Annotated in this window: 14 protein-coding genes and 1 pseudogene; 8 read left to right on the top strand and 7 right to left on the bottom strand. The window is 69.0% G+C overall.

The genetic code is table 11. The features are described 5' to 3' along the window. Window positions 1–111: 111 nt before the first annotated feature. On the top strand, window positions 112–435 hold the full coding sequence (locus M8859_RS31670) for a WhiB family transcriptional regulator (RefSeq protein ID WP_014981178.1): 324 nt from the start codon (window positions 112–114) through the stop codon (window positions 433–435). 114 nt (window positions 436–549) lie between these two features. Here M8859_RS31670 and bagB read toward each other — a convergent pair whose 3' ends face one another. Together bagB and bagA are read right to left on the bottom strand one after the other, a co-directional pair. Continuing rightward, window positions 550–1,689, bottom strand: a complete 1,140-nt coding sequence (gene bagB, locus M8859_RS31665; protein ID WP_159927945.1) for an ATPase BagB — start codon at window positions 1,687–1,689, stop codon at window positions 550–552. Further along, window positions 1,686–2,705 carry an ATPase BagA gene (bagA, locus tag M8859_RS31660; RefSeq protein ID WP_159927978.1) on the bottom strand — a complete coding sequence of 340 codons (1,020 nt, stop codon included), beginning with the start codon at window positions 2,703–2,705 and terminating at the stop codon, window positions 1,686–1,688. The genes bagB and bagA overlap by 4 nt, the downstream gene beginning before the upstream one ends. 194 nt (window positions 2,706–2,899) lie before the next feature. Between bagA and sp36 the strand changes: the two genes are divergently transcribed. The 3 genes from sp36 to M8859_RS31645 are packed head-to-tail and all read left to right on the top strand — an operon-like array spanning window position 2,900 to window position 4,364. Continuing rightward, on the top strand, window positions 2,900–3,061 hold the full coding sequence (gene sp36, locus M8859_RS31655) for a Sp36 family protein (RefSeq protein WP_085994820.1): 162 nt from the start codon (window positions 2,900–2,902) through the stop codon (window positions 3,059–3,061). 14 nt (window positions 3,062–3,075) lie between these two features. Next, entirely contained in the window at window positions 3,076–3,534 is a 459-nt protein-coding gene (locus tag M8859_RS31650) for a RidA family protein (protein WP_159927947.1), read from the top strand. Between the two features lie 38 nt (window positions 3,535–3,572). Further along, window positions 3,573–4,364: an MBL fold metallo-hydrolase gene (locus M8859_RS31645; protein WP_159927949.1), complete on the top strand. Its 792-nt coding sequence runs from the start codon at window positions 3,573–3,575 to the stop codon at window positions 4,362–4,364. A 65-nt stretch (window positions 4,365–4,429) separates the two neighbouring features. On the opposite strand, the gene M8859_RS31640 is transcribed toward M8859_RS31645, so the two are convergent. After that, window positions 4,430–5,104: a Crp/Fnr family transcriptional regulator gene (locus M8859_RS31640; protein ID WP_195072041.1), complete on the bottom strand. Its 675-nt coding sequence runs from the start codon at window positions 5,102–5,104 to the stop codon at window positions 4,430–4,432. Window positions 5,105–5,237: 133 nt separating this feature from the next. Further along, window positions 5,238–5,480: a hypothetical protein gene (locus M8859_RS31635; protein WP_062980679.1), complete on the bottom strand. Its 243-nt coding sequence runs from the start codon at window positions 5,478–5,480 to the stop codon at window positions 5,238–5,240. Between the two features lie 190 nt (window positions 5,481–5,670). Between M8859_RS31635 and nth the strand changes: the two genes are divergently transcribed. The 4 genes from nth (at window position 5,671) to M8859_RS31615 (ending at window position 9,041) form a co-directional block, all read left to right on the top strand. Further along, a complete protein-coding gene (nth, locus tag M8859_RS31630; RefSeq protein WP_159927980.1) occupies window positions 5,671–6,405 on the top strand; it encodes an endonuclease III in 735 nt (244 codons plus the stop codon). After that, window positions 6,402–7,049 (top strand): TlpA family protein disulfide reductase, encoded by a 648-nt coding sequence (locus tag M8859_RS31625; RefSeq protein WP_249645371.1) that lies wholly within the window; start codon window positions 6,402–6,404, stop codon window positions 7,047–7,049. Before nth ends, M8859_RS31625 begins: the two co-directional genes overlap by 4 nt. Window positions 7,050–7,134: 85 nt before the next feature. Then, complete coding sequence (locus M8859_RS31620) at window positions 7,135–7,851, top strand: NUDIX hydrolase (protein ID WP_195072042.1); 717 nt, start codon at window positions 7,135–7,137, stop codon at window positions 7,849–7,851. Next, window positions 7,848–9,041, top strand: a complete 1,194-nt coding sequence (locus M8859_RS31615) for a MarP family serine protease (RefSeq protein WP_195072043.1) — start codon at window positions 7,848–7,850, stop codon at window positions 9,039–9,041. Before M8859_RS31620 ends, M8859_RS31615 begins: the two co-directional genes overlap by 4 nt. A gap of 50 nt (window positions 9,042–9,091) precedes the next feature. On the opposite strand, the gene M8859_RS31610 is transcribed toward M8859_RS31615, so the two are convergent. From M8859_RS31610 to nhaA, 3 genes and pseudogenes are all read right to left on the bottom strand, one after another. After that, entirely contained in the window at window positions 9,092–10,027 is a 936-nt protein-coding gene (locus tag M8859_RS31610; RefSeq protein ID WP_159927955.1) for an alpha/beta fold hydrolase, read from the bottom strand. Window positions 10,028–10,070: 43 nt separating this feature from the next. Continuing rightward, window positions 10,071–10,577, bottom strand: coding sequence for a phage holin family protein (locus tag M8859_RS31605; protein WP_255466246.1), 507 nt, complete (start codon window positions 10,575–10,577; stop codon window positions 10,071–10,073). A gap of 129 nt (window positions 10,578–10,706) precedes the next feature. Further along, window positions 10,707–11,915 (bottom strand): annotated as a pseudogene (gene nhaA, locus M8859_RS31600) (Na+/H+ antiporter NhaA); the annotation flags it as partial. Between the last annotated feature and the right edge of the window lie 313 nt (window positions 11,916–12,228).

The following is a 12,228-nucleotide window of genomic DNA, read 5'->3' as shown; positions in this document are numbered from 1 at the left end:
ACTCAAAGTGGAATGTGGTGCACTTCGCAGCGGGGTTTGGGTGCTGCGTGGTGACAACGCGATTCTGGAGCGCCGTTGACCCGGTGTTCGGACTGCAAAGGGGCACACCAAATGCACATGACAACCCCCATCGCTCGATTGGACGTGGAGCAGGCCGAAGCAAGGATCGCCTGGGTAGCCCAGGCCCGATGCAAGGAAGTGGATCCCGATCAGTTGTTCGTCCGCGGCGCGGCGCAGCGCAAAGCGGCGACGATCTGCAGGCACTGCCCAGTGCTCATGCAGTGCGGTGCCGACGCGCTCGACAACCGCGTCGAGTTCGGTGTGTGGGGCGGCATGACGGAGCGGCAGCGCCGCGCCCTGTTGAAGCAGCATCCGGAAGTGACCTCGTGGGCCGATTTCTTCCAGGCCCAGCGTCAGCATCAAGTGGCGATGTAGGTCGATGGAGGTCGATGTAGACCGGCAAAACCGAAACGGAGCCCGCGCGAGCGGGCTCAGTTTCGTTTCAGGACCACTATTTTCGTTCGGAGCAATAGCGGATTCGCCTAAGTATCAGGCGGTCGCGCGGGTCGTGCCGGTGAGCTGATCGCCGACGACGCGCAGCGCGTCGAGGTCGGACACCTCGAACGGAAGCGCGGTGACCGAGACGATCGGCACGCGCGGGTGCGCGCCCGTGAAGCGGTGGAGCAGGTGTTGCTCCCGCTTGTCGGTGGCGACCCGGCGGGCGTGCACACGCAGCACCGCCGCGGTGAGCGGATCGGAGTCCGCCACCTGGTCGGCGGCGGTGAGGGCGTGATCGGCCGGCAGCGTGCTCAGCGCCGGATGCGTGCGGTTGAGCACCAGACCCGCCAGCGGCATTCTCTCGGTCGAGAGGCGATCGACGAAGAACGAGGCCTCCCGCAGCGCGTCCGGTTCCGGCGCCGCCACCACGAGAAAGTGCGTGCCCGGCTTCGACAGCATCGCGAAGGTCCGCTCCGCCCGTTCCTGGAAGCCACCGAACAGCGACTCCAGCGATTGCAGGAAGTTGGACGCGTCCTTGAGCATCTGACCACCGACGACGGTGGACACACCGCGCACCGCCAAGCTCATCGCGCCGGTCACCAACCGGGTGACGCCGCGGCCGGGAGCCATGATCACCCGGATCATCCGGCCGTTGAGGAAATTGCCCAGTCGCTTGGGAGCGTCCAGGAAGTCGAGGGCATTGCGCGAGGGCGGGGTGTCGACCACGATCAGGTCCCACTCGCCTCGGTGGGCCAGCTGGCCCAGCTTCTCCATCGCCATGTATTCCTGTGTGCCGCCGAAGGAGGAAGCGACCGTCTGATAGAAGGGGTTGGCGAAGATCTGCTCCGCTTTCTCCCCGCTGGTGTGCTCGAGCACCATGTCGTCGAACGTGCGGCGCATGTTGAGCATCATCGCGTACAACTCGCCCTTGGCCTCGGGACCCAGCGCCACCCGTTGGGGGTTGTTGCCCAGGTCGGCGACGCCCAGTGACTGGGCCAGCCTGCGCGCGGGGTCGATGGTGAGCACCACGACCTTGCGTCCCTGCTCGGCGGCGCGCAGCGCGATGGCGGCGGCGGTGGTCGTCTTGCCGACGCCACCGGAGCCGCAGCAGACCACCACGCGGGCGGAGGGGTCGGCCAGGATCCGCGAAACATCGAGCGAGGCAGCCGGGGGGTGGGTCGGCGTGCTCATCGGACTCCCTGTGCGGTGAGGTGTTCGGCTAGTTCGTAGAGTCCGCCCAGATCCATTCCGTCGGGAAGGGCGGGCAGGTAGAGCCGGGAGATGTCGACCTTGGCCAGTTCCTCGGCGCTGTCGTCCTGTGCTTGCAGAGTGGCGGAGTGCTCGAACGTCTCGGTGAGCAGGCCCTGGAAATCGCTGTCGGAGAGGTCGATCCCCGCGGCGGCCAAGCCCGCGCGGACGGCGTCGGCGTCCAGCTCACCCCGAGCGGCCCGGGCGCGCAGGTCCGCTGGGAGCTGGCCTTCGGTCGCCCGGTTTACGATGACGGTGCCGATGCGTAGGTCGGCGGCGGTGAGCTCGGCGATGGCGTCCGTGGTTTCCTGCACCGGCAGCGCTTCCAGCAGCGTGACCAGATGAATCATGGTCTGGTCGGAGTGCAGCAGTTTGGACACGCCCTCGGCCTGCGAGGCGATCGGCCCGCCCTTGGCTACTTCGGCCATCGCCTTGGTGACGTCGAGGAACCCGGCGATCCGGCCGGTGGGCGGGGCATCGACCACGATCTCGTCGTAGACCCGCCTGCCGGACTTGTCCACGCGAACCGCGCATTCCTTGATCTTGCCGGTCAGGATGACGTCGCGTAGACCGGGCGCGATCGTGGTGACGAACTCGATGGCGCCCATCCTGCGCATCGCCCGCCCCGCGAAGCCGAGGTTGTAGAACATGTCGAGGTATTCGAGAAACGCGTGCTCGATGTCCAGCGCCAGTGCGACCACCTCACCGCCGCCGTCCGCGGTGGCGATTCGTGTCTCGGTCGGTGGCAGCGGCGGCAGGTCGAACAGCTGCGCGATCGATTGTCTGCTCTCCACCTCGACCAACAGCACGCGCCGTCCGCCCGCGGCGAGCGCCAGGGCCAGGGCCCCGGCCACCGTCGACTTGCCCGTGCCTCCCTTGCCGGAGACGTAGTGCAAGCGGGCCTGCTCAGCGCGCTTCGGCCACCTTGTGTCCAGTCCCGGCTCCGCCGAAAGCGGCACTGCTGTTGGTACTCCCACGATCGCGAGCCTATAACTCGTTACCCGATGCCGTCCGAGGGCTCCAGCTACTCCCCGGTCCCGGCGCGCCGCTGTACCAGACAGAATCCGGCTCCCACCTGTGCCTCCAGCCACACGAAGGCCGCGAACACGCCGCGACGCAGTCGCCGCAATTCAACAGAGCTACGCTCTCGCACATGAGTGATACGACCTTGTGGGAGTACGCGACCGTGCCGCTGCTGACGCACGCGACGAAGCAGATCCTCGACCAGTGGGGAGCCGACGGCTGGGAGCTGGTCACGGTGCTGCCCGGCCCGACCGGTGAGCAGCACGTCGCCTACCTCAAGCGGCCCAAGTAGAGGAGGGTGACGCAGTGACCCAGTGGGAGAAAAATCTCGCCGAACTCGGACTCACCCTGCCTCCGGTCGTGGCCCCGGTCGCGGCCTACATTCCCGCGATCCGTACCGGGTCGCTCGTCTACACCTCCGGCCAGCTGCCGTTCGTAGACGGTCGATTGTCCGCGGTCGGCAAGGTCGGCGCGGAGGTTTCGGTCGAGGCGGCCAAGGAGGCCGCGCGGTTGTGCGCGCTGAACGCGCTGGCGGCGGTGCACGACCTGGTCGGGCTGGACGCGGTGGTGCGGATCGTGAAGGTGGTCGGGTTCGTCGCATCGGCGCCGGGCTTCGGCGATCAGCCGGTGGTGATCAACGGCGCGTCGGAGTTCCTGGGGCAGGTCTTCGGTGACGCGGGCAAGCACGCGCGCTCGGCCGTCGGCGTCGCCGAACTTCCGCGCGACACCCCGGTCGAAGTCGAACTCATCGCCGAGGTGCGCTAGACCGGAACTACCGGCTCCATCTCTATCCGAGGTTTGCGATGACGTTGACACACCCCGCCTACGGGCAGCTCCGGCAGGTCACCGAAACGGCGGCGGTGCTGCTCGCCGACAATCCGGGGCAGATGACCCTGGAGGGAACCAACACCTGGATCCTTCGCGCCCCCGGACGGTCGGATTGTGTGGTCGTGGACCCGGGGCCGAAAGACAAAGCGCACAGCGCCGCGATCACCGACGCCACCGGTGGCCGGATCGCCCTCACCTTGATCACCCACCGCCATCACGACCACACCGGCGGTATAGATCGGCTGGTCTCGCTGACCGGCACGCCGGTGCGAGCCAAGGATCCCGCCTTCCTGCGGGGCTCGGACGCCCGCCTCGAGGACGGTGAGGTGATCGAGGCGGCGGGCTTGCGGATCACCGTGCTGCACACGCCGGGCCACACCGCCGACTCGGTGAGTTTCCTCCTCGACGACGCGGTGCTGACCGGCGATACCATCCTCGGCGCGGGAACCACCGTGCTGGACTCCAGCGACGGCACCCTGGCCGACTATCTGTCCTCGCTGGACCGGCTGGTCGAGGCGGGCAAGGGCAAGGCGTTGCTGCCCGCCCACGGTCCGGATCACCCGGATCTGGAGCCGGTCGCCCGCTACTACATCGCTCATCGGCACGAGCGCCTCGATCAGGTGCGGGAGGCGCTGCGGACGCTCGGCCCGGATGCGGGTGCGATGGCGGTGGTGCGGCGGGTGTACTCGGACGTGGACAAGCGGCTGTGGCCTGCCGCGCGCAGTTCGGTGCAGGCTCAGCTGAATTACCTGCGCGCGCAGGGATAGCAGAACGACAGAACGCCGGGTTCAGTGGAGCGCTGAACCCGGCGTCGCCGTATAGGTTCCGTGCGTTACCGTGCGCGGCGCGCGAGGCGCTCGGAGTCGGAGATGAGCACGCTCTTGCCCTCCAGACGCAGCCAGCCGCGATGCGCGAAGTCGGCGAGCGCCTTGTTCACGGTCTCGCGGGAGGCGCCCACCAGTTGGGCGATCTCCTCCTGGGTCAGGTCGTGGGTGACCCGCAGCGCACCCGCCTCCTGGGTGCCGAAGCGCTGCGCGAGCTGCAGCAGCGCCTTGGCGACCCGGCCCGGGACGTCGGTGAAGATCAGGTCGGCCAGGTTGTTGTTGGTGCGGCGCAGGCGGCGGGCGAGAACGCGCAGCAGTTGCTCGGCGATCTCGGGCCGCTGATCGATCCAGGTCTTGAGGGCGTCGCGGTCCATCGTCACCGCGCGCACCTCGGTCACCGTGGTGGCGGTGGAGGTACGCGGGCCCGGGTCGAAGATCGACAGCTCGCCGAACATGTCGGACGGGCCCATGATGGTCAGCAGGTTCTCGCGGCCATCCGGCGAGCGGCGTCCGATCTTCACCTTGCCCGCCGTGATGATGTACAGCCGGTCGCCCGGCTCGCCCTCGTTGAAGATGACGTGGCCGCGCGGGAAATCCACCGGCTGAAGTTGCTTGGCGAGGGCGGCCACCGCAGTGGGCTCGACGCCCTGGAAGATGCCTGCTCTGGCGAGGGCCTCGTCCACGAATGTGCTCCTTATGGGAAATGGCTCTGTACTGGACCGAAGCGACTCGGCCAACAGCGCAGTCTACGCGGCGTCACTACAGCGTAGTGACGGACACCACGTAACGAGTGGATTGCGCGACGCTCGCGCCACGTCAGCTCGCGCGGGCCACGTCCAGCTCCTCGCCGCGAGAGCGACGCTTGCGCATCCGCGCCACAGCGGCAGGCAAACCGAGCTTCGTCAGCTCCTTCACCTCGGCATTGCTTGCCTTGTCCAGGTACTGCTGAACCTCTTCGTCGGGTTCGAGAAGCTTGCGGAGCCGGTTCTCGACCCGCTCCATACCCAGTGCGAACAGCATCAGCACCACTGGGAAGAGCACCACAGCGAGTCCTTGCATGACGAGCAGTAAACACCGTCGAGGTCTCAGATGGAACACGGCAACTGAACTGGAAGGGCAACGTTGTCCGGCGGTTCCGTATGGTGGACGCGTGCGCGTCTCCCCCTCCACCGCCGCCGGGAACGGGCTTCCGCCCGGCTCCGAGCCCTCCGAAACGCCGCCGGCCACCGCCGCGGCTCCGAAACGGAAAATCAGGGCGCGACAGGCGGAAACCCGGCTCGGGCTGGTCCGCCGCGCGCGCCGGATGAACCGCGAACTGGCGACCGCTTTCCCCGACGCGCACTGTGAGCTGGATTTCACCACACCGCTCGAATTGGCGGTGGCGACAATACTTTCCGCCCAGTGCACCGACGAGCGCGTGAATCTCACCACGCCCGCGTTGTTCGCCCGCTACCCGGACGCCCGCGCATACGCCGAGGCAAACCGCGCGGAGCTGGAGGAATACATCCGGCCCACCGGGTTCTTCCGGAACAAGGCCGCCTCGCTGATCGGCCTCGGCCAAGCACTGCTGGAGCAGTACGACGGTGAATTGCCTCACACCCTGACCGAACTGGTGCGGTTGCCGGGCATCGGGCGCAAGACGGCCAACGTCATCCTCGGCAACGCGTTCGGGGTGCCCGGCATCACGGTCGACACTCATTTCGGCCGCCTGGTGCGCCGCTGGGGATGGACCGACGAGGAAGATCCGGTGAAGGTCGAGCACATCGTCGGCGCGCTGATCGAGCGCAAGGAATGGACGATGCTCTCCCACCGGGTGATCTTCCACGGCAGGCGCGTGTGCCATTCCCGCAAGCCCGCGTGCGGCGCGTGCGTCCTGGCCAAAGACTGCCCGTCGTTCGGGATCGGGCCGACCGATCCGGATGCGGCGGCCAAGCTGGTGAAAGGGCCGGAGCGGGAGCATCTGCTCGAGCTGGTGGGCCGGTGAGCCCGGAGCCCTCGGGCCGAAGGAGTGCGGGGCATGCGTGGCGGTGGGCACTGGCCGGTCTGATCGTGGTGGTGGCGCTGGCGGTCGCGGTGTGGCCGCGCGGCGACGACGACGAGACGACGGGGCGGCAGTCGCCTCCCAGCACCCCCGGCGTTTCCGATGACGTGCGCGCCGCCGCCGGTCTGCCCGCCTGCCCGAGCGGCGCCGCCACCGGAACCGGTCCGCTGGCCGGGATGACTCTGGACTGCCTGGCGGACGGCAGGCCCGTCGACCTGGCCGCCGCGCTGGCGGGCAAGCCCGCCCTGCTGAACCTGTGGGCCTACTGGTGCGCACCGTGCGCTGAGGAGTTGCCGTATTTGCAGCAATACGCGCGACGCGCCGGGAACGCGATTACCGTGCTGACCGTGCACAGCGACCCTGATGAGGCCAAGGCCCTGTCGCGGCTGCGCGGACTGGACGTTCAGTTGCCCGGCGTGCTCGACGCCGACGCGCGGGTACGCACGGCCGTCGGCGCTCCCGCGGTGTTACCGATTTCGGTGCTGGTGCGGGCCGACGGCTCGGTCGCCGACGTCGTGGTGCGGGCGTTCGACGGGGTGGATGACATCGCGAACACGGTGGCGGGCAAGCTCGGAGTGGCCGCATGACAACGCGGGTGGACGAATCGATGGTGGAGGTGACGGTGCGGGCGAGCACGCGGCTCGGTGGGCGAATGCGCGGGGGAGGTGTGCGATGAGCATCGAAATGCCGCCCGACATCCCGAAATGGCTGACCCGCTCGGCCGAGCCGGTCGCCGACAGCGCTGACACCCTGACCAGGGCGCGGGCGCTGCGCCGCGCCATGACCCTGACTTCGAAGCCGCGTCAAGCCGCGGTGCTCGTGCTGTTCGGCGGCTCGCCCGAGCCGGACCCGGCCGCACCCGGCGGATTGCCCGCCGACGCGGAAGTGCTGCTCACCCAGCGCGCCTCCACCATGCGCCAGCATCGCGGGCAGGTCGCCTTCCCCGGCGGTGCGGTGGACCCGGACGACGCCGGGCCGATAGACACCGCGCTGCGCGAGGCCTGCGAGGAGACCGGTCTCGACCGGTTCGGCGTGGAGCCGTACGCGGTGCTGCCGAAGCTGTTCGTGCCGCCGTCCCGTTTCGACGTTTCGCCGGTCCTCGCGTACTGGCGCACGCCGGGCGCGGTGCGGGTCGTCGATCAGGGCGAGACCGAGCGGGTCGTGCGCGTCCCGTTGGCGCAGCTGCTCGATCCCGCCAACCGCTTCCTGGTCCGCAGCACCCTCGGCTACCAGAGCCCGGCGTTCCAGGTGGACGGGATGCTGGTCTGGGGCCTGACCGGCGGGATCCTCGCCGGGATCAGCAAGGCCTCCGGTTGGGACCGCGAGTGGGACCACGACGACGTTCGTGATTTGGAGACCGCCTTGGCCGCCGTGGGGATGACGTTATGAGCTCATCGGCGTGGCTCGACATCGCCGTCGTGCTGCTCGCGCTGCTGGCCGCCTCCTCGGGGTGGCGGCAGGGCGCGGTGGCCTCGGCGCTGGCCTTTCTCGGCGTGGTGCTGGGCGCGGTCGCCGGCATCCTGATCGCGCCGCACATCCTGCTGCACGTCGACGAGGGCCGCACCAGGGTGCTCACCGGTGTGCTGCTCATCGTGGTGCTGGTGATCGTCGGTGAAGTCGCGGGCATGGTGCTGGGACGCGCCGCGCGCAGCGGCATGCGTCATCCGTTCACGCGCAGCGTGGACAGCGTGGTCGGCGCGGTGCTGCAGGCGGTCGCCGTGCTGGTCACCGCGTGGCTGCTGGCGCTGCCGCTGGCCACCTCCTCGCAGCCGGCCATCGCGACCGCGATCAACGGCTCGCGGGTGCTCGCCGACGTCAACGACGTCGCGCCGAACTGGCTGCGCAAGCTGCCCAACGAGTTCTCCAAGCTGCTCAACACCTCCGGCCTGCCGGACGTGATCGGGCCGTTCGGGCGGGCGCCGATCGCGGCCGTCGAACCGCCGGATCCGAGCGTGCTGGCCAGCCCTGTCGCCGCGTCCCTGCAGCAGAGCGTGCTGCGCATCCGGGGCGTCGCGCCGAGTTGCCAGCGGGCGCTGGAAGGTTCGGGCTTCGTGATCGCGCCGGAGCGCGTGATGACCAACGCCCACGTCGTCGCGGGCACCACGAGCGTCGCGGTGGACACCCCGCGCGGCCCGCTGGACGCCAACGTCGTGCTGTTCGATCCGTCCAAGGACGTCGCGGTGCTCGCCGTGCCCGGTCTCACCGCCCCGGTGGTGCCGCGTGCGCCCGCACCCGCCCGCTCGGGTGACAGCGCGGTCGTGCTCGGGTACCCGGGCGGCGGACCGTACACCGCGAGCGCGGCCCGGGTACGCGAGACGCTGGATCTCACCGGCCCGACCATCTACCGCAACGGCACCGTCGAGCGTGAGGTCTACACCGTTCGCGGCCAGGTCAGGGCGGGCAATTCCGGTGGCCCGCTGGTGGATACGGAAGGGCAGGTGCTCGGCGTTGTGTTCGGAGCCGCCGTCACCGACGACGACACCGGGTACGTGCTCACGCTGGCGGAGGTCCGCGCCCAGCTCGACGCGGCCGAACGAGTCGGCGCCCCGGTGGATACCGGCGCCTGCGTACTCAGCTGAATCGCTGGCCCTGGCCACGCATCCGCGTGGCCGGGGCGGGTGTCAGCGGCTCAGGCGAGAAGCTTGGCCAGCTCCGTGGTCACGGCGTCCGGGTTCTCCTGGTGAGCGAAGTGGCCCGCCGCCGGGATACCGGCCAGCCGCCGTTCCGGCGAGAGATGGAGGTCGCGGCGGAAGGTCCCCGGCAGCACGTACGCGTCCAGCTCGCCGCGCATCGCCAGTACCGGAATGTGGATGGGTTCGCGCATGGTCGCCATGAACCGGCGGCCGTCCGGACGCCATTGACTGCGGAAGGCCCAGCGCTGGTATTCCAGCGCGCAATGCGCGGCCCCGGGAACGCGAATCGCCGACCGCATGCGTCGTGCGGTGTCGACGAACTCGGCGGTGCCCGCCCATCCCGCGCTCACCCGCTGCCGTAGCAGTCGTTCCACTTCGAAGCCGTCGGCGGTGGTCAGTAGATGCTCGCCGTAGCGGGGCAACTGGTAGCGAAGGAAGTTCGGCAGCCAGGCCGCGCGCTGGCGGCGGTTGCGCAGCACGGCGCTCTTGAGCGCCGACGGATGCGGCGAGCCGACCAGCGCGATGGAACGCACCAGTCGCGGATGCAGCACCGCGGTGGTCCAGCAGACCAATCCGCCTTCGGCGTGCCCGACCAGCGTCGCCTCGGTGTAGCCGAGCGCCCGGATGAGCCCGGCGACGTCACCGGCGAGCGTCCAGCCGTCGTAACCGCGCGGCGGCTTGTCGCTGTCGCCGTAGCCGCGCAGGTCGACGGCCACGCTTCGGTAGCCGAGCTCGGCCAGGCCGGTCAATTGGTGACGCCAGGACCACCAGAAGTCGGCGAAGCCGTGCAGCAGCACGACCAGCGGGGCATCGGAGCGCTCGGGCGCCGCGTCCACGACGTGGAATCGAATGCCGTTGGCGTGCACGTCCCGATGGGTCCACCGTCCGTCGTAACGGACGCTGGACGGATCCGGAAGCAAGTTCGCCGACACGCCGATCGAGCCTAGTAGCCGCCGTATCGGCTCGTGAACGCGCCTAGGAAGTCCGCTTCTCCAGCACGAGGCGATCCTCGTGCGCGGAAGCGCCCAGCCCGTGCGGCAGTACCGTGCGCGCCTGCTTGAGCGAGTCGATCGTCTTCTCCGGCGCGCGCAGTTTCTTCACCCGCCGGTACCCGAGGAACGCCAGCACCGCGGTCGCCGCGATCATCAGCAGGAAGACGATCAGGAAGGCCGCCCAGCGCGCCAGCCACACGTCGAGCAGCTCGCCGAGGAAGAAGAAAAAGAAGAAGGTGCTGAACAACAGCACGGTGAGCGCGAGGATGAAGAAGACGCTGCCCTGCAGGCCCTTCTTGATCTCGCCGGTGACCTCGGCCTTGGCCAGCTCGACCTCGGCGCGGACCAGGGTCGACATCTGCTCGGCTGCGTCACGGACCAGGGTTCCGAAACTCGCGGAGCCGAGCGGATCGGCGTCCGTGAGAGGAATGGAGGTGACCGTACGACCGCGCTCCGCGTCGCTCCCGTTACCGCCGTGGTTGAAACTCACTTGGTCGACCCTTCTCCCTGTCCCGGCACTGCTGAAACTCCCGTTCGATGGGCGGCGCTCCCGGTGCCCTCCGTGGTCACGCAGGCTACCGCCTCCGGGCGAATCGCTCGCGCCGCCGTATTGTTCACGTTGTAGCGCACGGGCGTCCCGCCGAGCCTGGTGGACACGCCCACGCCGCAACAGTAGCGCCGAACCGGCGAGCGACGCCGCCATTGATGTGACCAACACAGCGGCTTTCGCCAACTCGACGGCGGATCCGTCCGCGACATCGGCGAGCGCGAGTTCCGCCACGAGAAGGCTAACCGTGAACCCGATCGCGCCGAGCACCGACAGGGCGAACATGTCCCGCCAGCCGAGCCCGCTGGGGCGGGTCGCGATGCCCAACCGGATTGCCATCCAGCTCATCCCGAAGATGCCGAGCGGTTTGCCGATCAGGAGCCCGAGAATCACGGCGAGGGCGAGCCGGTCGGTGAACAACTCGCCGAACACCGTGGGATTCAACGGGACTCCGGAGGCGAACAGGGCGAACAGCGGAACGCACAGCCCGGCGGAGACCGGCTGGAAGAGGTGCTCCAGCCGGGTGGCGGGCGCTTGTCGTTCTCCGGGATCCGGGCGCACCCGGGTGAGCAGGCCGAGCGTGACGCCGGCCAAGGTGGGATGGATGCCCGCCTCGTGCAGCGCGTACCAGGACACCAGCGCCAGCGGAACATAGAGCAACGGTGTACCGATTCGAGCGCGCTGCCCCAGCGCCCAGCCTGCGAAGCATCCGGCCGCGGCGAGCAGCCACAGCAGCGACACCGTCGTGGTGAACAGGACCGCGATCAGGATGATCGCCATCAGGTCGTCGACCACCGCGAGGCTCAGCAGGAACACGCGCGCGCCCGCCGGGATGCGCGAACCGGTCAGCGCGAGCACGGCGAGCGCGAACGCGATGTCGGTGGCGACCGGGATGGCCCAGCCGCGCTCCATGCCGGGGACGCCGAAGCCGACGACGGCCGCGATCAGGGCGGGGGTCACCACACCGCCGATCGCCGCGATGACCGGCAGCGCGGCGCGCCTGCGGTCGGCGAGTTCGCCGACGACCAGTTCGCGTTTGAGTTCAAGGCCCGCGACGAAGAAGAAGACCGCGAGCAGACCGTCCTTGGTCCAGTCGGCCAGGGTCAGTTCCAAATGCAGTCGTGGGATCGCGACGACCGTCTCGGTCATCGTCAGGTAGCTCGCTCCCCACGGCGAGTTCACCCACAGCAACGCCGTCGCCGCGGCGATCAGAAGCAGTGTGCCTCCGACGGTTTCCGTGCGCAGGTAGCGAGACAGTTCCGAGCGCACTTGGATGATCACGGGAAACCTTTCGGGCGGTGGTCGGGCCGAGTGGACGCTGCACTCGGCCGGAGCCGGCGTACGCGTGCGCGACCGCTCGCCGACCAGACTTCCCGGCACACCTGACGCAATCTTAACGGGCACGGCTGGTGACGGAGCCCGCCACCAGCCGTGCCCAGCGCCGCGCGGTCAGTCCTTGCTCGCCCGGATCGCTTCGAAGACGCTCGGGTCGACGAGGGTGGAGGTGTCGCCGAGTTCGCGTCCTTCGGCGACGTCTCGCAGGAGGCGGCGCATGATTTTGCCGCTGCGGGTTTTGGGGAGTTCGGGGACGATG

The sequence above is a fragment of the Nocardia sputi genome, from assembly GCF_023501985.1.
The sequence above is the reverse complement of the archived record's forward strand: the minus strand, read 5'-3'. Positions and strand labels throughout refer to the sequence as shown.